General features: G+C 53.1%; 19 protein-coding genes. 16 read left to right on the top strand and 3 right to left on the bottom strand.

The window, feature by feature from the left end:
- Window positions 1-35 precede the first annotated feature (35 nt).
- Together BM412_RS19775 and BM412_RS19770 are read left to right on the top strand one after the other, a co-directional pair.
- Window positions 36-1304 carry an alkaline phosphatase gene (locus BM412_RS19775; protein WP_091222164.1) on the top strand — a complete coding sequence of 423 codons (1269 nt, stop codon included), beginning with the start codon at window positions 36-38 and terminating at the stop codon, window positions 1302-1304.
- A gap of 133 nt (window positions 1305-1437) precedes the next feature.
- On the top strand, window positions 1438-2148 hold the full coding sequence (locus BM412_RS19770) for a phytanoyl-CoA dioxygenase family protein (RefSeq protein WP_091222160.1): 711 nt from the start codon (window positions 1438-1440) through the stop codon (window positions 2146-2148).
- Between the two features lie 122 nt (window positions 2149-2270).
- Here BM412_RS19770 and spoVB read toward each other — a convergent pair whose 3' ends face one another.
- Entirely contained in the window at window positions 2271-3818 is a 1548-nt protein-coding gene (gene spoVB / locus BM412_RS19765) for a stage V sporulation protein B (RefSeq protein ID WP_091222157.1), read from the bottom strand.
- 146 nt (window positions 3819-3964) lie between these two features.
- Window positions 3965-4873 carry an amidoligase family protein gene (locus BM412_RS19760; RefSeq protein WP_091222154.1) on the bottom strand — a complete coding sequence of 303 codons (909 nt, stop codon included), beginning with the start codon at window positions 4871-4873 and terminating at the stop codon, window positions 3965-3967.
- Window positions 4874-5145: 272 nt separating this feature from the next.
- Here BM412_RS19760 and BM412_RS19755 point away from each other — a divergent pair, with 272 nt between their 5' ends.
- Window positions 5146-7395, top strand: a complete 2250-nt coding sequence (locus BM412_RS19755; RefSeq protein WP_256256463.1) for a peptidase G2 autoproteolytic cleavage domain-containing protein — start codon at window positions 5146-5148, stop codon at window positions 7393-7395.
- Between the two features lie 617 nt (window positions 7396-8012).
- On the opposite strand, the gene BM412_RS19750 is transcribed toward BM412_RS19755, so the two are convergent.
- A complete protein-coding gene (locus tag BM412_RS19750) occupies window positions 8013-8993 on the bottom strand; it encodes an aldo/keto reductase (RefSeq protein WP_091222152.1) in 981 nt (326 codons plus the stop codon).
- A 291-nt stretch (window positions 8994-9284) separates the two neighbouring features.
- On the opposite strand from BM412_RS19750, the gene BM412_RS19745 reads away from it, so the two are divergent.
- From BM412_RS19745 to BM412_RS19685, 13 genes are all read left to right on the top strand, one after another.
- Window positions 9285-11108, top strand: coding sequence for a sensor histidine kinase (locus BM412_RS19745; protein ID WP_256256462.1), 1824 nt, complete (start codon window positions 9285-9287; stop codon window positions 11106-11108).
- A 27-nt stretch (window positions 11109-11135) separates the two neighbouring features.
- Window positions 11136-12440: a response regulator gene (locus BM412_RS19740; protein ID WP_091222149.1), complete on the top strand. Its 1305-nt coding sequence runs from the start codon at window positions 11136-11138 to the stop codon at window positions 12438-12440.
- A gap of 140 nt (window positions 12441-12580) precedes the next feature.
- Window positions 12581-13453 carry a carbohydrate ABC transporter permease gene (locus BM412_RS19735; RefSeq protein ID WP_091222147.1) on the top strand — a complete coding sequence of 291 codons (873 nt, stop codon included), beginning with the start codon at window positions 12581-12583 and terminating at the stop codon, window positions 13451-13453.
- Between the two features lies 1 nt (window position 13454).
- Window positions 13455-14327: a carbohydrate ABC transporter permease gene (locus BM412_RS19730; RefSeq protein WP_091222144.1), complete on the top strand. Its 873-nt coding sequence runs from the start codon at window positions 13455-13457 to the stop codon at window positions 14325-14327.
- Window positions 14328-14457: 130 nt separating this feature from the next.
- Window positions 14458-15930: an ABC transporter substrate-binding protein gene (locus BM412_RS19725; RefSeq protein WP_091222965.1), complete on the top strand. Its 1473-nt coding sequence runs from the start codon at window positions 14458-14460 to the stop codon at window positions 15928-15930.
- 10 nt (window positions 15931-15940) lie between these two features.
- Window positions 15941-18700 carry a discoidin domain-containing protein gene (locus BM412_RS19720; protein ID WP_177245945.1) on the top strand — a complete coding sequence of 920 codons (2760 nt, stop codon included), beginning with the start codon at window positions 15941-15943 and terminating at the stop codon, window positions 18698-18700.
- A 107-nt stretch (window positions 18701-18807) separates the two neighbouring features.
- Window positions 18808-19410 (top strand): sigma-70 family RNA polymerase sigma factor, encoded by a 603-nt coding sequence (locus tag BM412_RS19715; RefSeq protein WP_091222139.1) that lies wholly within the window; start codon window positions 18808-18810, stop codon window positions 19408-19410.
- A gap of 286 nt (window positions 19411-19696) precedes the next feature.
- Window positions 19697-20749 (top strand): BMP family lipoprotein, encoded by a 1053-nt coding sequence (locus BM412_RS19710; protein WP_091222136.1) that lies wholly within the window; start codon window positions 19697-19699, stop codon window positions 20747-20749.
- A gap of 76 nt (window positions 20750-20825) precedes the next feature.
- Window positions 20826-22322 carry an ABC transporter ATP-binding protein gene (locus BM412_RS19705; RefSeq protein WP_091222134.1) on the top strand — a complete coding sequence of 499 codons (1497 nt, stop codon included), beginning with the start codon at window positions 20826-20828 and terminating at the stop codon, window positions 22320-22322.
- Entirely contained in the window at window positions 22319-23389 is a 1071-nt protein-coding gene (locus tag BM412_RS19700; protein WP_256256460.1) for an ABC transporter permease, read from the top strand. Before BM412_RS19705 ends, BM412_RS19700 begins: the two co-directional genes overlap by 4 nt.
- A complete protein-coding gene (locus tag BM412_RS19695; RefSeq protein ID WP_091222131.1) occupies window positions 23373-24296 on the top strand; it encodes an ABC transporter permease in 924 nt (307 codons plus the stop codon). Before BM412_RS19700 ends, BM412_RS19695 begins: the two co-directional genes overlap by 17 nt.
- A 36-nt stretch (window positions 24297-24332) precedes the next feature.
- A complete protein-coding gene (locus BM412_RS19690; RefSeq protein ID WP_091222129.1) occupies window positions 24333-25007 on the top strand; it encodes a sulfite oxidase-like oxidoreductase in 675 nt (224 codons plus the stop codon).
- Window positions 25007-25738 (top strand): nucleoside phosphorylase, encoded by a 732-nt coding sequence (locus BM412_RS19685; protein WP_091222126.1) that lies wholly within the window; start codon window positions 25007-25009, stop codon window positions 25736-25738. Before BM412_RS19690 ends, BM412_RS19685 begins: the two co-directional genes overlap by 1 nt.
- Window positions 25739-26103 lie beyond the last annotated feature (365 nt).

The following is a 26103-nucleotide window of genomic DNA, read 5'->3' as shown; positions in this document are numbered from 1 at the left end:
AACTCTAGTAGAAAAGATTATTAGGAGGTAGGAAAATGGTTTCGCAAAAGAAAATCGGATTGAAAAGCACGCTTGCTGCAACAGCGGCAGCGGCGCTTGTTGTGACAAGCATTGTGGCTACACCGTCGAATGACAAAGCAGAGGCCGCTTCCTCGCAAACGAAAAATGTTATTTTGTTCGTTGGTGACGGCATGGGGACCGCAGCGCGTAACGCGATTCGTTTGGCAACTGTCGGAGAGAAGGGCAGTCTGGCAATGGACGCTATGCCGTTCGTAGGACTTATTCATACAAGCTCTACTGTACCTGTAACTGACTCGGCAGCATCTGCTACGGCTTATGCCAGCGGAGTGAAAACGTACAATGGCGCCATCGGAATGGATGCCGATAAGAAGTCGGTCAAAACGATCATGGAATACGCGAAGGATGCAGGCAAATCGACGGGTGTCGTTACAACGAGCCAAGTAACGGACGCTACCGGCGCAGCATTCGGCGCCCATGTTGAAGACCGTTCCAAGCAAAGCGATATCGCGCTGCAATATTTGACGAAGAGCAAGATTGATGTGCTTCTCGGCGGCGGCGAAGATTTCTGGTACCCAGCCGGCGAGCCGGGTAAATTCAAGGACGAGCCCGCTGAAGATCCGTCGGAGAAAAGCAAAGGCACGCAAGGCAATCTAATCAATAAAGCCAAACAATTGGGCTACAGCTATGTTTCGAACAAAACGGACATGCAAAAAGCGAAAGGCGGCAAGCTTCTCGGACTGTTCGCCAACGAAGAAATGTTCCAACAGCGTGCTGAGGGCGAAGGGGATATCTACAACCCGGTCGTTTCTCTTCCGGATATGACGAAGAAGGCCATCGACACCTTGTCGGCTAACAAAAAAGGGTTCTTCCTGATGGTAGAAGAGGAAGGAACGGATGAGTTCGCTCACCAAAACAATGCCAAAATGACGATTAAAGCAGGTCAACAGCTGGATCGCTCCGTGCAAGTCGCGAAGGATTTTGCCAAGAAAAATCCGGATACGCTTGTACTGGTCCTTGCTGACCATGAAACAGGCGGCTTGTCCATTGAAGAAGTGGACGCTAATGACGAGACCGGTGACGGCATTTCGAAGGAAGACGGTCCTTTCGCCATTGCAAACTCCAAGTTTAACTTTGTTGTAGACTGGACGACTTCCGGCCATACGGCAGTGGATGTTCCGGTGACGGCAACAGGCAAGAATGCGCAATTGTTTGCAGGCAGCTTCGAGAACACGGAAATTTTCACTAAGCTGATGCAGGCATTGGGATTTAAAGCTCACCGATAAGAGAAATGTTCGGGGAAAGAAGCTAGCTGCGGGAATCGCGGCTAGCTTCTTTGTTTGGATTGACAGGCAGGATGGGGGCATTCAGAATGGAAGTGTATCCTATAAATGAACAGTCCTGGGAGGTAGAAAGCCAGTGTCTAAAATAACGGACTTTGTTTTGACCTCAGACATGATTGAACAATTTTATCGGGAAGGTTACTTTTATGCCCCGGGTTTCCTGTCCGCTCATGCGGTGGACGCCATTAATGCCGAGAATGTTGAATTTGCTAATGAGCAGGGAGACGGCAAGTGGAGAAGCCAGGCTATTATTGATGTGGAGAAAGAGAAGAACAGGTTTCCCCATACGATTGCTTTTCTGACGGACCCGGACATCGTGCACATCTTCGAAACGATACTGGGCGACAAAGCGCGAATATGGATGGGCATGTACGCCGTTGTAGCGCCGCATGGCAGCGGGCTGGAGTGGCATCAAGACAATCAATATACCCATATTCTGGGGCATATGCTGAACGGGTTTATTGCGCTTGATCCGATCACGCAGGATAATGCGGGCTTGTGGCTTGCGCCTCGCTCGCATCGGCTGGGACGGCAGCCGAACTTGAACGCGGAGGGCGGCCATAAGCGGGCCGCTGATCCGGAGAACGGCATCCCATGTAACCCCATGGCACCGGGGGATGCGGTGTTCTTTCATCGCGAAACGCTGCATCACAGCAAGCAAAATCATACGGATAAGCCGCGCCGTGCCTACGCTTTCCAAGTAGCGGCGGCTAATTGCCGGTATGCGGAAACCGGCAAGCTGCTTGAGGATCGCATCGTATTGTCGGACTATGGCCGACGCCGATAGCGGGGGATAAATGAAGCCGTCTCGATAGTTGCGGGTGCAACGGTCGAGACGGCTTTTTTGGCGTGCGCATTTGTGCAATTGAGGGGAGAGACTGAGCCAATGTTGCCGAGTGTGCAACATTCTTACCGCGGGATCAATATGGATCGGCTAGCCTTTAGCAAAGCATCCATCGATAGCAAAGCAGCGAAGTAGATCAGCAGCGCGCAGGAGATGGAACCGGCAACGCTCCAGAGGAGCGGTATCCCTTGGACGACGGTTAGATAGTCAAAGGACCATCGCCCGCAAATCGCCATCAGCAGCATGCAGATGCCCACTTTAAGATAAGGTTGAATGTTCATATAGATTCCGATCGAGCCGGATATGGAGAAGAAGTTCAGCAGCGTTTGCATGACGATCCCGATCCCGATGCCGAAGGTGATGCCTACAATACCGAATTGGCTGCCAAACACGAATATGGCAATGGCTTTGAACGTTGTGGACACGATGTAGTTCCAGAGCGTTGCGCTGGCCCGGCCAAGCCCGAGCAGAATCGCATGCAGCGGAGCATCGAAGTAGTGGAGGAAAAACATCGGCGCTAATATTTTGAGCAGCAAGCCCGCTTCAGGCGCATTATAAACAAGCTTGGTAAGCGGAGTCGCCCACTGGAACAGGATAACGGTAGCCGGTGCACCGATCAGTAATCCTAAGTTTAGCGCTTGGTTCATCCGTTCATGCATAAGCCGGTCGTTCTTATTCGCTGCCGCTTCTCCAATAGCCGGAATCAGCGCGGTAGACAAGGATTGCGTAATAAAGCTTGGCATGTAGAGCAGCGGAAAGGCGTAACCGGCCAGCATTCCGAACTGCTTCGTGGCCAGCGCCGTGCTTATGCCCGCCAGCGCGAGGCTGGTGGCAATAAGTAAGGGCTGAAACGCGCTGTATACCGAATGCACGATACCCTGCCCGGTTGTCGGCAGGCCGATCTGGAGCAGCTCGGAGAGCGTCTTTTTGCCTTGTTTGAGATGGCCGGTCCATGTCTCGCCCGGCAGCTTAGCTTCACCGCGCAGCTTATAGCTGACCACTAGGAAGGAAAGGCTGATGGCTTCGCTTATGACAGAGGCGGCCATTGCGCCGGCGGCGGCGTAGGCTACGCCATAAGGCAGCAGCAAATGCACCAACGCGAGAACACTGGCAATCTGCACCGAATACTCGAGCACATCGGAAGCGGCGATCACCTTCATGCGCTGAACGCCACGGAAGTATCCTTTTAACACCGCGGACACGGCGACAATTGGCGCAATCGGTGTAATCGCGAGCATTGCATAATAGGCGCGTTGGTCACTCAGCAGGATGGATGCGATCCAGTGCGAGCCCAGCAGGGAAAGCGTCGTCAGCGCCACGCTCAGGAAGCCGGTTACCGCCAGGGATACGTGCAGGATACGCCTGACTTTCACTTTCTCATCACGAGCGTAAGCTTCCGCGACCAGCTTGGATATCGCAACAGGCAAGCCGAGTTCCGTTATCGTAATGACAAGAGGCACGAGAGGGTGCGCCATCATTAACAAGCCAATTCCTTCCGCTCCCAGTGCGCGAGCGACAAACATGCCGCTGATAAAGCCAAGAATACGGTTGATGAAAGCAGCGACAGATAAGGCCATCGTCCCTCTCATGAACGATTCCTTCTTTTGTGCCATGTTTCGTTCCTCCTGATCCTCGAATACTTAAATGTATTCATCATTCGGAAAAGCATGCGAACGAGCTGGGGGCTGTACCTTAATTCGGTTCTATCGAGCGCGCGAAAAGCAGCCGGCCGCTGTGATCGCGGCCGGCTGCTTTATCGTTATTTGACGGAGGCAGACTTGAGTTGCCAGCCATCGGCCGGCGCATCCAGGATGTACTGCCGCAGCTGTCCATCCGGGTTCTCAATAACCAAGAGCAGCCCGTCTGACACCGGCAGTAGGTTGTGAATCTCACCACCCGGCACAAGCTGCTGGGCAATCGGCTCTAAGAGAGGGATGAGCATATTTTCGAGCCATGTTCGCTCCTGATACCAACGAGGTACGGGGATCGAAGCGGGATATCCGCTTGCCGGTGCTTGGAGGGCAGCGGCGAATTGCTGCGGATCAAGCGGCAGCTCCGTTCCGGCTCCAATTGCGGCAACGAATCGAAGGCATAGCTCAATCGTATGCAGCACCTCTTTGACATGCACGCTGCCATTGGCGTAGCGAATCTCTACCGTACCGATATCGAACCAAGCGGCCGTGTTGATCCCGCAGCGGTGAGATTGCGGGCGGCCGGCGTTGTGTACGGCTTGGGCGGAAGGATCCAACGCGAATCGCTCACGCATCGCTGTCGTTACCGGCGGGCAGAAGAGCAGCCGATGCTCGCTCGTTTGAAGCAGGGCTTGCAGCGTATCCTGATAGGTCAGCGCCGCATCCAGAAGCGGGAGCACCATTTGTTCTCCCCATGCTTCGAGACCGACATGCACATGAAGGCCGCAGCTCCAATTCGCAGTTGCACCCTGTGCTTGAAGCCGACTCAGCATGATGCGGATCTGATCCCGCTCCTCCCATAACATCGGAGGGGGCTTCAGCTCACTGCCGGACTCGATGCCGGTTTCATCCAGCTGATGCTCATTCAATGACATTTCCCAGCCGGGCAGCAGCTCCAGCTCTGCGGGTTTACCGCCGATAAACTCGATTTCCACGCCGAACTTAAGTTGTTTCCAATCTACTGTTTTGGGCCACATTGCGATCTTCCTCTCGTTTGTATGATGGGTCTATCCTGTTCATACTTCCGAAAGGGAGAGGGTGGTCCTCGGACTTACCGGGGAATTTTCAGTTTAGGCATTTGGAGCTCGCCTCCTGGTGGATTTGGATATCGCTAAAGTATTCGCGCGTTCGGAGATACATTCCTTCAATTGTCCAAGCTAGTTGGCGCATTCCACATAGATTAATAGATGAGAGGATTATATCCATCTCGATGGTAAGTTGATTTTTCTATGGATAAGGAGTGAATGCAGTGGCGGATTGTAATCAAAATCCTGTCGGTGAATGCTCAGAAGCGGAAGGTCGTGATACAACCGCGAACGGAATGGCTTCCCATGCCGAGGGGCTTCAAACAACCGCGAACGGGGATGCTTCGCATTCCGAAGGAAGTGGGACGACGGCAGGGGGAGGAGCTTCCCATGCGGAAGGCTATCAGACGCAAACGTTGGCGGATACCGCCCATGCGGAAGGAACGGCGACTTTTGCGGGCGGGGTTGCCTCCCATGCGGAAGGCAGTTCATCCGTAGCCAATGGAGACGCTGCCCATGCAGAGGGTTATCTGAGTGTAGCCAATGGCCTTGCTTCGCATGCGGAGGGGATATCATCGGTATCGAACGGTTCCGCCTCCTATGCCGGAGGCCGGGAAACCACTTCGAATGGTGCAGCTTCCCATACGGAAGGTTATCAAACGACGGCTAATGCGGATACCTCCCACGCGGAGGGGTACCAATCTACAACGGCCGGCGATGCTTCACACGCCGAAGGCTATCAGACTTTAACGTCTGCGGCCGCGGCTCATGCGGAAGGATCTCAGACTGTAGCCGGCGGCGGTTCATCGCACGCGGAGGGCAGCAATACGCAAGCGCTTGCTTTGAATTCGCACGCGGAAGGGGAAGGAAATACGGCAAGCGGCCGGGCTTCCCACGTAGAAGGCGGCGGCGTGGATCTGTTAGGCAATCCTGCACCAAACCAAGCCATCGGTTCTTCTTCGCATGCCGAAGGGATAGGAACTGAAGCAAGCGGAGACGGCTCCCATGCCGAAGGCGGAACGGTAGATTTCACGATTGCTCCCGGCCCTCGTGCGACGGCATCCTTTGCCCATGCGGAGGGTCAAACCACTGTCGCGAGCGGAACGGCCGCTCATGCGGAAGGCTTCCAAACGCTCGCCAGCGGACCCAGTGCGCATGCGGAAGGCGCGAACACGACAGCCGGAGGGAGCTTCTCCCATGCCGAAGGGATAGGAACAAGTGCAAGCGGCGTATATTCGCATGCGGAAGGCGCGGATTCGATTGCGAGCGGCCAAGCCTCCCATGCCGAGGGAGAGAGCAACACAGCCAGCGGCCGAGCTTCTCATGCGGAAGGTGGCGCGGTGGATTCCCTTGGTAATTTTGCGCCAACCGTTGCATCGGGTGACAGCTCCCATACTGAAGGGATAGGCACGGCGGCGATCGGGTTTGCCGCCCATGCCGAAGGCGGCACGAATGATGTGACGGTTGCGCCGGGACCTAGAGCTATCGCTGCATTTTCCCACGCCGAAGGGCAAACGACAACAGCCAGCGGAACTGCCGCTCATGCGGAGGGCTTTCAGACTACGGCGAGCGGCCCGGGGACACATGCGGAAGGCGCAAACACCAGCGCGAGCGGGCCGTTCTCCCATGCAGAGGGAATCGGTACAAGCGCGAATGGCCCTTATTCACATGCCGAAGGAGCCGATACGCTTGCAGGCGGCCAAGCATCGCACGCGGAAGGCTCCGCTACCAAAGCGTTTGCGGCGTCCTCTCATGCGGAAGGCGAAAATACGATTGTCGATATGGTTCATACCGGCGCTCACATTATGGGGCAAAATGGGACAACCCGATTCCCGTATTCCTGGCACTTGGCTAATGGATTGATGGTGGGGCCAACCTTGAACTCGGCCGTTATTGAAGGGCTGACCGGCAATTTGTACCTGGATGGCACAGTCAGCTCGCCGAATGCAGCCGATTATGCCGAAATGTTCGAAACGGCAGATGGGCTTGGGATCGATGTCGGCTATTTTGTTACGTTTGACGATCAGGGATGCGATAAAATTCGCCGAGCAAACGCTCTTGACGATTATATCCTTGGCGTAGTCAGCGCTCGTCCGGCCGTCTTAGCCGATTCCAGCGATTTGCGCTGGCACAAGCTGTTTGTCACGGATGAATGGGACCGCATTCAGTATCAGGAGGTGGAAGTGCCCGAAGTACTTGATGCTGCAGGCAATGTACTGCGACCAGCCGGCAGCAAGACGGAGCCGATGCTGAACCCGGATTGGAACGACGCGCTCAGCTATGTGCCGCGTTCGCAGCGTCCGGAGTGGGTGGCTGTCGGCGTGGTCGGCAAGCTGCTCGTGCGGGATGACGGCACATGCGTGCCGGGGGGCTACTGCCTGCCTAATGACGAAGGCGCAGCAACAGCAGCCGCTGCGGGTTATCGCGTCATGAAGCGGACCGGCCCGAACCAGGTGCGGATATTTGTGAAATAAGGTTAAAGAGCTGTAGCCGGTGCGCAGCTAGTTGAGAGTCCTGCCACATTGACTGCGGCAGGGCTTTTTGTCGTTATGAGCCAATGACGAACCCGGCTCGTGGAACGCTGAGAGTCGGGAAATGGAACTCTCAGCTCCGACAATGCCGCAACATCATGAGCGACAGCTTCTGAGAGTGCGAAAATGGAACTCTCGGCATCGTAAAGAGCGAAAGAGCGAGCCGAGAGTTCGGAAATGGAACTCTCAGCGTCGTAACGAGCGAAAAAGAGATCCGAGAGTTCGGAAATGGAACTCTCAGCCCCGGCAACGTGGCTAAATCAGGAGCTACAGATTTTGAGGGTTCGAAAATGGAACTCTCAGTGTCGTAAATAGCGAAAGAGATAGTCGAGAGTTCGGAAATGGAACTCTCAGCTCCGACAGCTCGACTAAATCAGGCGTTAAAGCGCGCTCCGAGAGTAGGCAACCACCAAAGGTGGCACCATATCGCCCATAAATCTCGCAATAAGCGGCTATTCCGCTTATAGCTCCTCCCTAACCTCCCCATACAAAACAAAAGCCCGAGAAGAACGGAGCAGCACACTATCGTGCGGCTCCGTTCCTCTCGGGCATCCAATCGCTTAAGGCAAGTTCACGCCGCGCGAAGCGACGTACAGGCGGTACCAGTCTTCGCGCGAGAGGCGAAGGGTGGCCGCGTCTTTGCAGGCGCGAATGCGCGCCGGGTTGATCGTGCCGATGACCGGCTGAATGCCGGATGGGTGCGTCATCAGCCAAGAAAGCACAATGGACTCTCTCGTCGTGTTATGTTTCTCGGCAAGCTGAGCCACGAGCGCAGCGGTTTGCACGACGCTTTCGCTCTGGCCTTCCAAGGAACCGCCGGAGTAGCGGCCTTGCGCAAGTGGTCCCCACGATTGCAGCTGAATGTTCTCCAGGCGGCAATGCTCCATCGTGCCTTCCGGGAACACGTTGTTGCGCCATGCTTCTTGGTTCACGCTGACGGCGGTGTCGCAGAAGCCGATTTTGTGCAGGCTCATTTCGAGCTGGTTTACGATGAACGGCTCGTCGCTGTAAGCTTGCAGCAGACGAATTTGGCCGTGGCTCATGTTGGACACGCCGAAGTGGCGGACTTTGTCGGATGCTTTCAGCGCATGGATCGCACTGGCTACATCTTCCGGCTCTACAAGCGGATCAGGACGGTGTAGCAGCAGAATATCGAGGTACTCCGTGCCCAAGCGCTCCAATATGCCATCGACGCTATCCAAAATATAATCAGCCGAGAAATCAAAACGATGCGGATTGCTCTCGTCACCGAAACGAATGCCGCATTTGGACTGAATAATGATCTCCTCGCGAAGCGTAGCACGCTCCTTCAGCAGCTGCGAGAAAACGCGCTCTGCTTTGCCGGACGTATAAATGTCGGCATGGTCGAACATGTTGATACCAATCTCAAGCGCGGCATCGAGCGCTTCGTTGCCTTCGCGGTAATGCTCGGCAGTAATCGGACTGTTGGCATTCCAATCGCCTCCAAGTCTCATGCATCCGAGTACGAGCTGGCTGGCATTTATATTACGGCGTTGTAGCGGAATTAGCTTCTGTGTCATAGGATCCTCCAAAGTTTCATATGGAATGGTCAAGCTCCTGTTTCATTATGATGCAGCTACATGCAAAATAAAAGTAGTGAAAATATTGATACGTAATGATACAAGGTATATATAGTGATCAAAAGTATAGTGGGGTTACCGGTCGCGACTAACGTGAGGCAATGCTCGCGACCGGCGTTTCCCCCGATCCATTCTCGATAGAACTACACCTAACATCCATAAGAATAGCCATACGCGCGCGAGGCGCAACTTGTTATAGTACCAGTATCGCGAGAAGGAGAGACTGCACCGATGGCCCATATGACGAACCCGCTCACACGGATGAACGTGAGGCAGCAAATTATTTTACTATTTATCATCATGGTGAGTCCGATTCTACTCTTGCAGTGGTATGGGAACACGAGGGCGGAGCTCATTCTGAAGCGCCATGTGACCAATGCCTACGTGGAGCTCAACAAGCAGAACATGGCCCTCTTGAGCCGTGATATCGACACCGTCAACAAGATTACCACGACGATCATTCAAAATCCGCTCACCCAGCAGCTCGTTCCGGCGCCGGGGGAATCCGTATTCGAACGGGTGCAGGAGTATTCGAAGCTCGATAAGCTCATCGCAGGTTATTCGATCAGCGTCAATGGCGGCGAAGCGGTCTACTACAGCCTCTACGTCTACGACCCGGAGGACTACTATTATTTTGCGCCGAAAATCCCCATGACGCAGACAGGCGTGTACTTCTTCTCCGATCGCGACAAGCCGGAATGGTTCGACGAGGCCGTGAAGAAGAAGGGGGAGGGCTACATGAAGCTGATTCGCAACAACATCGGCTTCTCCACGCAGACGACGCTGGCCTACGTGCGCTCCGTCAACAACATCTCGAACGGCCACGGCGTCATCGGTGTATTGGTCGCAACGAAGATGGATAAGAAGATTGGAGAGTCGTTTCAGACGGTGACGCTGCCCGATGGCGAGATTTATTTTACCGATTCCGCCAATCGGGTGCTGACGGCGACCACGCCGGGCATGATTGGCACAACCCTGCAGCTTCCTCCTGAAGCCGCAGGCATTAAACCCGAGGCCGATGGCATGAGCAACATCATCACGCCGGAATTTATCTACGTCATTAACGACAATCATCTGCTCCAGCAGAAGCTGGTTTATAAGATCCCGGTCAATTCCCTGCTCCAGCAGCAAAATGAACTCAAACGCGTCATCCAGCTTATTTCGATCGTGTATACCATCTTCGGCATTATCGTCATCCTTTATTTCTGGCGCTCGCTGATGACTCCGCTTCAGCGGCTGGCTTATTTTGTCCGCTCTTACGAGCCGGGCAAGCGGGTACCGGAGACGCCGGGCAAAGGACGCAAAGACGAAGTCGGCGTTTTGATCTCCTCCTTATACGACATGGCAAGGCGGCTCAATGTGCTGATTCATTACAAATACCAGATGGAGATCAAGGAGAAGGAGTCCCAGCTCCAGCTGTTATATCAGCAGATCAACCCGCATCTCCTGTACAACACGCTCGAGAGTATTTATTGGAAAAGCACGCTCGAAGGCAACTCCGAATCCGCGGAAATGATCAAGGAACTATCCAAGCTGATGAAGATCAGCTTAAGCCGCGGACGGGAACTCATCTCGCTTGAAGACGAGATGGAGCATGCCAAGGCTTACATCAGCCTGCAGCAGAAGCGGTACGAGTACGGCTTCCAAGTCATCTGGAACATCCCCGATGAACTGCTGCACAATCTGATTCCGAAGATCACCTTGCAGCCGTTAATCGAGAATTCGATCATTCACGGCGTGCGCAATATGGGCGAGGACGGCGAAATTACGATCTCCGGCGCCTTGCTGGACCATGACAAAATCATTATCCGCGTCGAGGATAACGGCTACAAGAAAGTCGACTTCGAAGCGATCCATAGGCTGCTGAACGAAGAGAAAGGCGACCCGGCAATCGGATACGGCATCCGGAATTTGGATCAGCGCATTCGGCTTCATTTTGGCAAAAGCTTCGGAATTAGCTACGAGGAACGGGAAGAGCGGGGAACGCGCGTTGTCATCATACTGCCGCGCAGCCACGACGAAAGCAGCGATGCAGCTGCGGGACCGACGCTATAAGCAAGAGCAAGGAGGGAACCACAAGAGATGTATTCCATCTTGGTTGTAGACGACGAACCGTTAATTTGTAAAGGACTGAGCAGTCTGCTCATGTCATCCGGTCTGGCCATATCCCAGCTGTACATTGCGCATAACGGGTACGAAGCGATGGATTATCTAAGGCTGGAAGATATTGATTTGCTCGTAACCGATATCCAGATGGGCGAAATGAACGGCATCGAGCTGATGCATCAGGCCAAAATGATCAAGCCTTGGGTGCAGACGATCATCATCTCCGCACACGAGACGTTTCAATACGCTCAGCTGGCCATTCGGCTCGGCGCGAAGGATTACCTCATTAAACCGCTGAACAGCGACCAGTTTCTCGACTCGGTTCGCAACGTACTGCTCAATACAAACAAAACAAGCCCTTCGCAGGATGAGCTGCTGGCAGGCTTTCGCGAGCAGTTCCACATGGAGCAGCCTTCGCCGAAACGGATGGAACTGCTGAACAAGCTGCTTACGGATACGACGGAGTCCGAAGCGCTGGCAACCGCCGTACTCTTGAAGTATGAACATGCCACCGTGCTCACGGGGCCGTATTTCTCCGTGCTGCGCGTGAAGCTAAGCCGCTCCTCGGAACTGCTGCAGTATGCGGCGCTCAACATTGCGATGGAGCTGCTCGATCAAGCTTGGAATCCGGTTGCCTTCTATTCGCCGGAGGATGAGGTCAGCATCATCATTCAGTGGGACGACAAGCGATTCGAGGATAGCGGCACATCCCGGATCAATCAGCTCGACATGCTGGGTCGCAGCTTGCAATTCAACATTTCGAAATACCTTGGCATGAGCTGTGTCATCGGCATCAGCCAAGTGTTGAGAGGCGTCGAATTCTTAAGCGAGCTCGGCGAACAGGCGGAGAAGGCGATTAGATGGAACCATGACCAGAAGGAGCTGAGCGTCTTCTATTATGGCGACTTCAACTGGAGCCGTTATGACGCGAAGCAGGATCCGACGGTTGAGGAGCTGGATGCGCAGAACAACATTATTGTGGATAAAGCGAAGAATTATATCGATGAGCACTATGCCCAGAAGGGGCTTACGTTACATGAGGTGGCGCAGAAGAACCATGTGAGCCCGAATTACCTCAGCTATCTGTTCAAGAAGAACACCGGCCATAATTTATGGGAATATGTCATTAAGCTGCGCATGGAAGAGAGCCGGAAGCTGATCCTGACGACGGATCTTCGCAGGTACGAGATTGCGGAGCGGGTGGGCTATGAGTCGCCGGAGCATTTCAGCAAAATATTCAAAAAATATTTCGGCGTCAGCCCAACCGAGCTGAAGAAGTAATATCGCCTATGATCCCCATAGAACTGCACATGTTCAGCCATGACCCGCTTCTCTAAAATAAAAGTAGGCAAGTAGAAACGGCGTGCTTCCAAGCGGAGGCAGCCGTTTCTTCTAGGCTACAACATGAAAGAGGGGACCATATGGGAACGTCCGCGCGGTTTAAAAAACATATTTGGGGTTATCTGTTCATCGTACCGGCAGCTGTCATCTTCATTCTGTTCTTATGGATGCCGATCGTGAAAGGATTCGTGTACAGCTTCTATCAAGTCGATTTCGTCAAAGGCAATACGTTTGTCGGCCTCGATAATTTCCGGACCGTGCTGCATGATCAAGATGTATGGACAGCGGTCAAGAATACGCTGTATTATATGCTGCTCTGCCTATTGATCGGCTTCTGGGTACCGATTGTGTTCTCGATCGCAATATCGGAGCTTAAACGGTTTCAGGGTTTCGTGCGCGTTGCGGCATACTTGCCGAACGTCATTCCGGTCGTGGTCTTGTACGGGCTATGGCGCTGGATGTACGATCCGGTCGGCCCGATCAACGCGACGATAACGCAGGCCGGCTTTGAGCCGATCTCTTTCATGACCGATACGAAATGGTCGATGATATCGCTCGTCTTCATGGAGACATGGCAGCAATTCGGTGCGGCCATGTTGATTTATCTCGCAGCGGTGCTGAGTATTCCGCGTGATCTGTACGAGGCGGCCGAAATCGACGGTGCCGGCGTATGGAACCGGATTCGGCATATTACGCTGCCTTTCATTCGCAACCTGGTCATTCTCCTGCTTATTTTACAGCTTATCGCGACCTCTCAAGGCTTCCAGTCGCAGTTCGCCATGCTTGACGGCGGACCGAACAACGCCACGCTGACCTATGCGCTGCTCATCGTCAAATACGCCTTCACAAGGCTCGATTACGGTGCGGCATCCGCGCTTGGCGTGCTCATGTTCCTCGTGCTCGGCGGACTTGCCGTCCTCCAGCACCGACTTTCCAGCAGAGAGGTGAACTAAGATGAAGAGCTATGACCGCGGTATACTATCCCGTTATGATTTGCAGAAAACATCCAACAAGCTGGTTTATGGCCTTATGCTGCTCGTCATCGCGGCAATGGTCTGCTCCATGCTTTATCCGATATTGGTTACGCTGCTGAACAGCTTTAAATCCAATGTGGAGGTCAACTCGTTCCCGCCGCATTTTATTCCTCAGACCTGGCAGGCGGATACGTACTCCAAAGGATGGAACTACATTCAGCTGCCGCTTTTCTTCCGGAATACGATGATTATCTTCGGCGGCAATATGTTTATCACGGTTCTTGTGCTCGGCTTGGCTTCCTTTAGCTTGTCGAGGCTCAATATTCCGTACAACCGGGCGATTAACTTCTTCTTTCTTGCGGCCTTGTTCATCCCGCCGACGACGTATATCATCCCGAACTTCGTCAACCTGAAGGATTTGGGCTTGCTCAATACGTTCCAAGCGTTCTGGCTGCCGGCCGGAGCGAATGCTTTCTTCCTGCTGCTGCTCAAGAACTTCTTCGATGGCATCAGCCATGAGCTGTTCGAAGCGGGCCGCATCGACGGGGCATCGGATTTCAGATTGTTTGTATCGATTGCGATTCCGCTGTCGGTGCCGATCTTCTCGACGCTTGCGATCTTCGTCTTCTCTACGGCATGGAACGACTGGTTCTGGCCATCGCTCGTGATGCATACCGACCAGAAACGTCCGCTCGCCACGGCGATCTACAATTATGTCATTAACGTGCGCAGGCTGGATACGAACGTGAAATTCGCGATGCTGACCATGGTCATGCTGCCGCCGATTGCCGTGTTCCTGATTTTCCAGCGATTTATTATTCGCGGACTTCATATGGGCGGAGTCAAAGGCTAGATAGGATTACAGCGTAATCGTAGACCTGCACATGATCGACATAGGAATACACATTCTGCTTTCCCGGCGCCTCTATTATGATGAGCGTGTAAGGTAAATAAACGTGAGAAGGGGATAAAACATGCGTAAGATGCGTAAGGTTTCATTCATTCTGGCCAGCATGTTTCTAATGACAGGCGTCCTGTCGGCATGCGGAAGCTCGAACGACAACAACACCGGCGAGAACACCGGAAAGACGAACAATGCGGCCTCATCGAATACGAGCACGAACACGAACACAGCGGCAAACACGGGCGATAACACAGCTGCGGAAGAAACGCCTGCCGCGAAAGTAACCATCAGCATTTATTATCCAACGCCGGATTTGGTGGAGAAGAGAGCGCTTGAAGACGACAAAATCAAACGTTTTACAGAGAAATATCCAAACGTTGAGATCGTGAAGAGCGAATGGCAGTACAACCCGAACGAAATCGGGATCAAGATGGGCGCGAACGAAGCGCCGACATTGTTCAATACTTACGCTACCGAAGGCAAATTCCTTGCTGAGCGCGGCTGGGCAGCGGATATTACGGAGCTGTTCAACAACTATGAGTTCAAAGATCAAATGAACCCGATACTGCAAAATCAATTCATTATCGGCGACAAAGTGTACGGGATTGCGCAGCAAGGTTACGTAACCGGCACAGTCGTGAATAAGAAAATGCTGACGGATAAAGGCGTTGCGGTTCCATCCTTTGACTGGACTTGGGACGATATGCTGAATACGGCGAAAGCGGTTGCGGAGCCGAAGAAAGGCATTTCCGGCATCGCTCCAATGGGTAAAGGCAATGAAGCGGGCTGGAACTGGACCAACTTCCTGTTCGAAGCTGGCGGCGAAATTCAAACGGTCGACGGCGGCAAAGTAACGGCAGCCTTCAATTCCGAAGCAGGTCTTAAAGCGCTTGAGTTCTACCACAAGCTGGCTTGGGAAGCCAGCGCGATTCCGAAGGACTTCGCACTTGGCTGGGGCGACGCGGTAGGCGCATTCGCACAAGGCAGAACGGCAATGGTTATCGCAGGTCCGGACGGCCCGGTTGACCAAGGCTTGAACCAAGGCGGCATGAAGCCGGAAGACATCCTTGTGTACCCAATGCCTGCAGCGGAGAAAGGCGGCAAGCACACAGGCGTACTCGGAGGCGATTTCCTTGTCATCAATCCGAATGCTTCCAAGGAAGAGCAAGAAATGGCGTTCAACTACGCAACGTTCGACTACTTCTCCGATAAAGGCTTGGAGTCCGTTGAAGAAAGCATCAAACAACGCAAAACGGACAACAAATTCTTCATTCCGCCGGTTATCCAGTACTACAACGATAACTCGGAATACGGCCAGAAGGTAAAAGCGGTTTACGACAAATACGACAACGTCTATCAATACAGCCCGGAAATCATGAGCTTGCTTGACGGTAAACCGGAAGCGCAATTCAATACGCAAGATTACTACGCAGCCATGACGAATGTCGTGCAAGAAGTCTTCTCGAAGAAAGACGTCGACATGAAAGCAGAGCTGGATGCGGCAGCGAAAAACATGCAAGAAAAGTTCTACAACACAATCAAGGTTGAATAGGTCCCGTTCGATGCAGGCCTGGAAACCGGAATCCCGAACAAGACTCTTCCTCGCAGCAGCGCTACTTATGGTAGCGCTGCTGTCCCTTCTCTCCCTCCGAAAAGATCTGTTTACCTCCCACCCGGTAAGCTTCAAGGAAACAGCCGGCTTGCTGGTGCTTGCCAATGCCAGCTATGAAATCGGTTTTCAGCGGGAAACCGGCGGAATCGCCTACATCAAGGACATGACCACAGGCAGCAAGGTCATGCAAGGCAACCGCAAAGGGGCGCTGTGGTGGGCTTTTCTGAAGGACAATTCATCGATCAACAGCTTAGGTGCGGCAAAGTTTGACTATGAGTGGAAGAGCGGACGTTCCGAGCTGCTGCTGCATTACGGCGGCAAGCTTGCGGTGGATGTGACGGCAACCTTCGACGACAGCAATCGCATTGCGCTTCGCGCTGAAGTGCAGAACGGCACGAATGACACGCTGCAGTCGTTTCGGTTTCCCTATGAGCTGAAATTCGCGGCGGACGATGTGGTTGACGGACTGCTTCCGATGCTGCCGGGCGTGAAGCTGAAGCCTTCTTTCTTTACGGATAACAATGCTTATGCAGGGCAATATCCCGGCGTTATGTTTGCTACGTATACGGCGCTGCGCACAGCCGGCGGCAATGTCGCGCTTTATGATTTGAGCGCGGATGCGGGTGGCAAACCGGTCGTGACGACAGAGCTTGGATTCAAGAATCAGCCGGATGATGCCGGCAAGAGTGCTTTCGTGCATCAATATAACGTTTGGACGGAATCGGGAGCGAGCTGGCAAAGTCCAACGGTAGTGCTTGAAATCGGCGGTGATTATCCCGACTCCATCGCAAGCTATCGCACGCTTAACGGGATAGAGGGGTATCAGTCGCTGGGTGACAAACTCGGCAGCGCGAAGGCGCAGACAGCCGAGCTTCCGCTCTTGAAGCTGGATATCGCGGCATTGGGCAAAGAAAAGTGGAGCACGCTGACGAGCAGCTATGTGGATGCTTTGCCGTACAACGGCATGCTGCATCTCGTAGGTTTTCAGAGCGGCGGTCATGATGAGAACTATCCGGATTTCTTGCCTGCCGATCCGAAGTGGGGCGGCGAGGATGCTCTTGAAGCTTTCATTAAGGATGCGAAAGCCAAAGGCAATCAAGTCGTGCCGTATACGAACTTTTCTTGGTGGGGCGTGCATTCTCCGACGCTGGCGGCATTGCCCGAAGGCGTGAAGCTGGAGGACATCGTCGTGGAGCAGGCGAATGGTACGCTGCTTAAGGAAGATTACGGCGAGCACAGCGGTTATGTAATGAACATAAACCATCCCTTCGTGACGAAGCGGATTGCAGAGGAACATCAGAAGCTGATTGATGCAGGCGTGGATGGGATTTTCGAGGATCAGTGGGGGATTCGTAATGCTCCATTCGTAGCCGGGGGCGTACGCCCTGCGGATACCGACGCCTGGTCAGCCTATTTCGAAGGGGTTCGGCAGTATTTTGCCTCCTCCAAGCATCGCATGTATACCGAAGACGGCATTGACGTCCTCGCTGATAACAGCATCGGATTCATGGGCACGAACTACTTGTGGGATTTGCTTGGCTACCGGAAAAATACCGCTTCTTATACAGACTACTATCCGCTTGCAGGCATGCTGCTGCGCGATAAGGTGCTGCTCTATCAGCATGACCTTGCTGCGGAGACGATGACGGACAATAAGGATATGCTCCGCTGGAATGCGGCGATGGGCTACAGCTTAAGCAGCGATTTGTACACCGGAACGACGAATCCATGGATTAGCTTGATTGGTGTATTCCAGAAGTACGTGCTCGCGGATTATGCAGATGCTCTCGTTCAGCGATATGATGAAGTTGATGCGACTACAACGAGGACGGATTTCGGGACGCATATCGTCACGGCGAACTGGGATTCCCAGAAACCTTATGCGATGGATGAGCAGACGACGCTCACAGCGGGCGGGTTCGATATTGCTTCGGTGTCCGGAGAAGTACGGGCCGGCAGCTATGCGAGATATAACGGTTTCGAGCTTGATCCGGGCGAGCATTATTTGGCCGAGATTCGGGATAAGAAGGATATTCGCGTCTATCAGCCAATCGGTGCCGATACAACGCTGCGGATTAAGCCGATGAAAGGCTGGACGCATGCTGTTGCTGCTGCTTACAAGGCAGATGGCACGAAGATCGCCGATTTGCCTGTAGCTGAAGCGGGAGAGTGGCTGATGGTTGACTTCATTGCCGACATAGGCGGCAAGAAAACAGCTTATGTCTCGCTTACCCCTTCGGATAATGTGAGTCCGGTTAAGGATTCGCCGTTCAAGAAGGTGAGGGTGCTCGAGAATCTTGCGCAGGGGCATGAGCTTCAGTCTAGTACGAACACGAATACGGAGCTGACCGCGAAGTTGGCAGGAGACGGCGACCCATTCACGTATTGGGAAAGCGTCTCGAACAAATTTCCTCAATCTCTGTCCGTTGATCTGGGCGACACGAAGCAGATCAAGCGAATCGTATTGAAGCTGCCGCCGCTAGATGCGTGGGCAGCGCGCGATCAGTCCATTGCGATGCAAGGCAGCGAAGACGGTGAGCGCTATACCGATATTAAAGCGCTGAGCACCTATACCTTCGATCCTGCGAAGGAGAATACGGTTGAAATCGCGATGGATTCCGTGAGCGCTCGTTATGTGAAGCTCGTCGTGGAGGGCAATACGGGCTGGCCGGCGGCACAAATTTCCGAATTTGAAGTGTATGGGCCGTGAAATCGTCAGATATCGTCACAAAAACGCATGCTTTTACAGATGCGTTTCTTCTTTTTCCTGTTATAATAAGAGATAAGACGGATGACGGGTGGCAAAGGAGAATTGCCGTGAATGAAGCGCAATTAGTGATGTTATCGAGGCAAGGCGATGAAACGGCCTTTAACAAATTGGTCGAGCTCTACAAGGATAAATTATCCCGTATGGCGCATCGGATCCTTCGCAGCAAGACGGATACCGAGGATGTCGTTCAGGAAACGTTTCTGAAGGTGTATTTGAACCTGAACCGCTTTGATGAGAATAAACGATTCTCGACGTGGATATTCCATATCGGGAAGAACATTTGTCTGGATCTTCTTCGCCGCCGCAAAACCCCTCCACTGCCGCTGGATCAGCCTGTCTTAGCTCAGTCCGATCAGGCGCTCTCTCTCCATGATGTCATTCCGCATGCATCGCTCTCTCCGGAAGGTGAAGTGATCGAACGCGAGCTTTCGTCGAAGATGGCGGAGCTCATCGATAAACTGCCTGATAAGTATAGAAGCGTTGTCTATCAGCGTTATGTGCTGGAGATGTCGATGGAGGATATCGGCCGTGCGAATAATATACCGGTTAATACAGTGAAGTCGCGCATCCATCGCGGGAAAGATTTTATGAAGAAACGCTGGGGCAAGACGCTTCTCATCTATTCTCTGCTGTTGTTTAGCTTCTTCTAAACGATAAAGCGTGTCTGAATGGAACGACTCATTCGCACGCTTTTTTTGTTGGTATGGTGCGGGGTAGAGGTGTGAAAACGAACCATTTGTATAACGGGCATCCACTTCTGGGATACTATGGTTGCTTTTCGCCTGGATTACTTAATATTTACATATCAGAAAGTCGTATTTATGGATAGCCAATTCTGGTACATAGCGGTATAATATCCATACAGATTGCGCGAAAATTGTCGATTTTTGATAGCAATTTAGAGAGAGACTACACATAAGACTAGGAGAGAAACAGATGAAAAAAGGGATTCTGCTTGCTGTAGTACTTATTTTAATGTCTTCATTGTTTGTCGCATGTGGCAAGAAAGAGAACAACACGGCCGATAACTCGACGAACACGAGCAATTCGGGTAATGCAAGTGAACAAGCTCCTACGAAGAAAGTCGCACTTGTTCTTCCCGAGAAAATCGGCGTTAACGCCTTCTTCGTACAAATGGACGAGGGCTTCAAGAAAGCAGGCAAAGAGTTTAACGTTGAAGTAAAAACGATCGAATCGACCGACCCTGCCGCATTCGAGCAGAACCTTCGTTCGACGGTTGCCGAGAACTACGATATGATCATTACCGCTACTTTCCAAGCGGAAGATGCACTGAAGAAAGTTGCTGCTGAGAATCCGGACAAACCGTTCGCGATCATCGACACGGTAGTAGACCTTCCGAATGTACGCAGCGTTGTATTCCGCGAGTACGAAGCATCGTACCTCTTGGGCGCAGCTGCAGGTCTTTCCACGAAAACGAATAAAGTCGGCATGGTTGTTGCAATCGACGCGCCGCTGCTGAAGAAATATACAGAAGGCTTTGCACAAGGCTTGAAATACACGAACCCTAATGCAGAAATGCTCATCAACTTTGTAGGCGGATTTACGGATCCGGCGAAAGCGAAAGAGCTTGCATTGCTTCAATACTCCAAAGGCGCTGACTTCATTGCCGGCGCATCGGCTGTAGGCGACCTTGGCGTGTTCGAGGCTGCTAAAGAGAAAGGCTTCTACACTTCCGGTCAAGACATCGATAATACCGGCGTTGACCCGGAGCACGTTGTCCTTGCACAGCTGAAAGGTACGGACACAGTTGCATATGAAACGGTTAAATCTTTTGCAGAAGGCAACTTTGCATACGGAGCAGTTGATTACGGTTTGAAGGAAGACGGCGTTGGTCTTACTTATGTAACAAGAGACAGCCAATCTCCTCTGAACCCGTTCATCGGACAAGCAACCGTTGATAAAGTAAAAGCAATCAAAGATGATATCGTATCCGGTAAACTGGTTGTTAAGAACCCGCTGAACCCATAATGTCACCCTGCCGGCTGTATGATCATACAGCCGGTTTCTTCCTATTTAGACGGTATGAGAGGAGAAGAACGGCCGAATGTTGCTTAGCATGGAGAATATTACGAAGGCTTACGGTCCTGTAAAAGCCAATACCGATATCCATTTTACGCTGAACAAAGGTGAAATTCATGCGCTCGTCGGCGAGAATGGCGCCGGCAAAACTACGCTTATGCGCATTCTCTACGGCATGGAGAAACCGACCAGCGGCTCCATTCAGATTAACGGCGCCGAGCAGTCGTTCTCCACACCATCGGATGCCATTCGCAGCGGAATTGGGATGGTGCATCAGCATTTCATGCTGTTTCCCTCCTTCACGGTAGCCGAGAACATCGTCATCGGCAGGGAGCCGAGCTCCGGAATCGGCTTTAACCGCAAAGCAGCGATAGCCGAGGTTGAAGAGTTGTCGCGTTTGTATGGGATGCCCGTTGATCCCCGTAAGAAAACTTCGGCTTGTTCGCTTGGCGTTCAGCAGCGCGTTGAAATTTTGAAGGTGCTTCATCAAGGTGCGGACATTATTATTCTGGATGAACCGACAGGCGTACTGACGCCGCTTGAAGTGAAGGAACTGCTCATATCGATTAAACGGCTTGCGGCACAAGGGAAAAGCTTCATCATCATCAGCCACAAGCTGCAAGAGATCATGGATGTTGCGGACCGGATTACGGTGCTTCGCGATGGCCGTGTGACCGGTGTGGTCGATGCCAAGCATACCAGCGTTGAACAGATTTCAAGGCTGATGGTTGGCCGCGATTTGGTGGAAATGACCCGCACTGAGCCGGATCTTGGCGCGGCTGTGCTTGAAGTAAAGTCGCTTACGGTCAATGGCGATAAAGGGAAGCCGCTTGTCAATGATGTCAATCTATCGGTCAGAGCAGGCGAAATCGTCGGCATTGCCGGGATTTCCGGCAACGGTCAATCGGAGCTGATCGGGGCGATCGCGGGACTCGTGGATATCGGCAGCGGTCAAGTGATGCTCGCAGGCAAGGAAATTACCGGAGCTCCGGTTCGGAAGATTCGGGAGCTTGGACTTGCGCATATCCCGGAAGATCGCTATCAATGGGGAGCGGCAAAGGACGCGACCGTCGTTGAGAACGGCGTAATGGGACATGCTCGCAGAGAGCAGCGCTACGGCATTCTGCGTGGACGGAGTATTCGCTCCATGGTGGAAGGCTGGATCAAACAGTTTGAGATTAAGACCGGTTCGTCGGACACGAAAGCGCAGTTTCTCTCGGGCGGTAACCTGCAGAAGCTGATCGTAGCCAGAGAGCTGGCACAAGGTACGCCGTTTCTTATCGCCGCAGAGCCAACGCGCGGCGTCGATGTCGGAGCGATGGAGATTATCCATGGCGAGCTGATTAAGAAACGGAATGAGAAAGGCGCTATTCTGCTCGTTTCGTCGGAGCTGACGGAGATTCTGAAGCTGTCTGACCGTATCCTGGTCATGAATGAGGGCCGGATCGTTGGCGAGCTGACTGCAGAGGAAGCGACAGAAGAACGGATTAGTTTATTGATGGCGGGAGGTAAGCAGGCTTGAAAAGTAAACTCACCCAATTTGCAGGCTCGCTCTTCCAGCCGGTGATTGCTGTCATACTTGGCTTGCTGATCGGTGCCATTGCCATCTCGCTTGTTGGCGGATCCATTATGGAGACCTACTCGGAGATGTGGAAAGGTGCATTCGGAAGCTTCTACTTTGTAACGAATACGCTGTCCCGCGCCACGCCGATTATCTTGGTCGGACTTGGCGCGTCGCTTGCCTTCCGGGCGGGGTTCTTCAACCTCGGCGCAGAAGGACAAATGATTCTTGGCGGGCTTAGTGCGGCATTGATCGCTCTATATGTTCCGGGTCCCGGCTGGTACAAGCTTATCATGGCACTGGTTGCCGGTATCCTGGCAGGCGGGATTTGGTCTGCTTTTGCCGGTTGGATGGATGCGAAATTCCGCATGAATTTGCTAATAACGACGCTGCTGCTCAACTATATTGCTTCCTTGTTTGCCGGTTATTTGGTGGCATATCCGCTTAAGGATACGTCCGGCTCGGCGGCGATGTCGCAAACGAAGATGATTGATCAGAGCGTCTGGCTTCCTAAATTGTTTCAAGGCATGAGTCTTCATGCCGGATTTATTATTGCGATTCTCGGCGCGGTACTGCTGTATCTGTACATGAAATATACGGTGAGCGGCTACGAGACGCGCATGCTTGGCAACAATCCGCTGTTCGCTGCTTATGGCGGCGTGCAGCGCGGCAAGCTGATGCTCTACAGCATGATTGCCAGCGGCGGCTTTGCAGGTTTGGCCGGTGCAGTAGAAGTTCTCGGCACGCAATACCGCTATTTGGACGGTTCATTGTCTACGCCGGGGTATGCCTGGTCGGGGATTATGGCGACGCTGCTCGCGGGCTCGCATCCGCTCGGCACGGCTTTCGCAGCGTTATTGCTCGCTGCCTTGCAAACCGGAGGTATGGGCGTAGAGCGCAATACGGAGGTGCCGCTTGAGATTGCAAGCGTCATCCAAGCTACGCTGATCCTCTTCGTATCAGCTAAATTAAGCTACGGCTTCTTAAAACGCAGGAAAGCGAGGGCTCAAGGTGGAACAATTGCTTGATGCTTCACTGTTTAATTCTGCCCTGCGAATGGTAACCCCCATTCTGCTTGCCGCACTCGGCGGCGCGATTTGCTCGCGCGTTGGATTGTTTAATGTAGGTTTGGAAGGGCTCGTGCTGTTCGGCGCTTTCTTCGCAATCGTCGGTAATTACTTGACGGGCAATGTATGGCTGGCTGTTGCTTTTGCGGTCGTATGCGTCATGCTGTTCTCGATGATATTTGCTTATTTAAGCATTCAGCTTAAGGCCAATGTCATCATCGTCGGGATATCGCTGAATTTCTTGGCGCTGGGCTTAACCTCGTTCAGTCTGCGCGCAATCTTCAATGTGAAAGGCGCTTACTACGATAAGAACATGCAAGGTTTGCCGGCCGTGGACATACCCTTAATTAAAGATATACCATGGCTCGGTGACGTTCTATCCGGTCATTCGCCGCTCGTGTATGCTGCATTCCTGCTTGTTTTTGTTTTTCAATATTTCTTGTTCAGAATGGTATCCGGCTTTAGATTGCTGGCTGTCGGCGAGAATCCGGTTGCTGCGCGCAGCATTGGCATCAAGTCCAAACGGATTCAATACGGCGCTGTCCTGATTTGCGGCATACTATGCGGATTAGCCGGCGCACAGCTGTCGCTTGGACAAGTGACGATGTTCACGGAAAATATGACGGCTGGCCGAGGGTTTATCGCGCTTGTGGCGACGATGCTCGGTCAATCGAATCCGATTGGCGTTGGTGCATCCAGCTTGCTGTTCGGCTTTATGGATGCGATCAGCATTCGGCTGCAGGGCTTGGCGCTGCCGACTCATTTTACAATGATGCTGCCTTATGTGGTGACGCTTGTGATGATGTTCTTCTTCAAGGATAAGAGCTATCTTGCGGAAGCGCGCAAAGCGAATGAAAGCTCCCGTTAATGAAATCGAATGGCTGAGGCTCAAGGAGGTTATCAAGTGAACAAGAAAGCAGAACGCTTGAAGAAAGCGAAACCGATCACGCAAGTGGAAGTAGATGCTGCGCTGGCGCATCGTCTGCCGCCGGGCCAAGCGCTGACTGAGCGCTTCCCGATCTTGCACGAAGGGGAAGTGCCGAATTATTCGCTGCCGGACTGGAGGCTGCGGATCTTCGGTGAAGTGGAGAAAGAGATGGAATTCTCGCTGGAGCAGCTGCAAGCGATGAAGCAATCTCAAGTGCTGTGCGATATTCACTGCGTGACGCGTTGGTCGAAGTTCGATACGACATGGGATGGCATTCTGTTCAAGGACTTGCTGCCATTGCTCGGCGTGAAGCCGGAAGCGCGCTATGTCATGATCCATGCGGATAATGACTATGAAACGAACCTGCCGATCGAAGATATGCTGAACGACAATGTGCTGCTCGCCTTCTTGTTTGATGGAGAGCCGCTGACGCCAAAGCATGGATACCCGCTCCGCCTTGTTGTACCGCATTTGTACTTCTGGAAGAGTGCAAAGTGGATTACGGGGATTGAGTTTATGAAAGAAGATCGTCCGGGTTTCTGGGAGCGGAACGGCTTCCATAACGTCGCGGACCCCTTCCGTGAAGAACGGTTCTCCGGGGAAGATTTAGGTCTCCCGGAAGATTTGTGGAAAGATGTGGACTTCGACTAATGACACTTATGCCTATCTTGCAAATTCATAGCGAGGATGCGGCGGATTACGCGATTGTATGCGGGGATCCCAAGCGCGCCGAGCTGATCTCAAAGAAGCTGGACATTGCCAGAGAGTTGGCATTTAGCCGTGAATATCGGACGTTCGCCGGTGAAATCGACGGTGTACGTATCTTGGTTACAAGCCATGGCGTGGGCTCCGCCGGAGCAGCGGTCTGCTTCGAGGAGCTGATCCGCGCAGGCGTGAAGACGCTGATCCGCGTAGGCACAGCCGGTTCGTATTCGGCTGACCATCCTGCGGGCAGCCTCATCGTCAGTACCGCTGCGGTGCGTGCAGAGGGACTGACTCGCCAGCTGGTGCCGGACGGCTTCCCTGCCGTCGGCGACAGCGATGTTGTCAGCGCTCTGTATGCCGCGGCACAGGAGAGCGAAGGCATTGTGAAGAAAGGCATCACCGTTTCGCTGGATGCGTTCTTCACCGGGGTGGAAGAGATTCCGCACCGCAAGTACAAGCAAGCCGGTGCGCTCGCCGTGGAGATGGAGATCGCGGCGCTGTATGTCGTCGCGACGCTTCGCGGCGCGCGTGCCGGCGCCATCGTTGCGCTGGACGGCTACGCTGACGCCGACCTCGCGGAAGTGTACGACCCGCACACGAACGTGGTAGCGGATGCCGTCGAGCGAGAGATCGCCGCGGCGCTGCGCGCCGTTGTGATGCTGGCGGGGCAGAAGTAAGACGGAAGCCGTCTCAAAAGGTCGCTGTGCGACTTTTGAGACGGCTTTTTTGCTGCCCGCGCGTCGCGTGCGATGTGTTCACTGGTGATCCCGGGCAGGCTTCGATGGTGATTTCACCCGCAAGCTTCGCGGAAGATCCCCCAGTAGACCTCGACGTTGATCCCCGCTCAGCAGATATCGCGGAGAAGAGGGGAAAAAGCGGTCGTGTTTACGCTAACGAATCACAGAGGTCTTATTTCAACCAAATGGCTCGTTTTGAAAATCTAACGAATCCTACAGGTCTTATTTGGTCTCAAACCGCCTCATTCTGCCCCGTTTTCCCTAAATAAGACCGCTACGATTCGTTAGAATTGAAAAATGGTCAT

The organism is Paenibacillus sp. BC26 (assembly GCF_900116125.1).
Taxonomy (GTDB): domain Bacteria; phylum Bacillota; class Bacilli; order Paenibacillales; family Paenibacillaceae; genus Paenibacillus_Z; species Paenibacillus_Z lignilyticus.
This window is presented reverse-complemented; position numbering and strand designations above follow the sequence as displayed.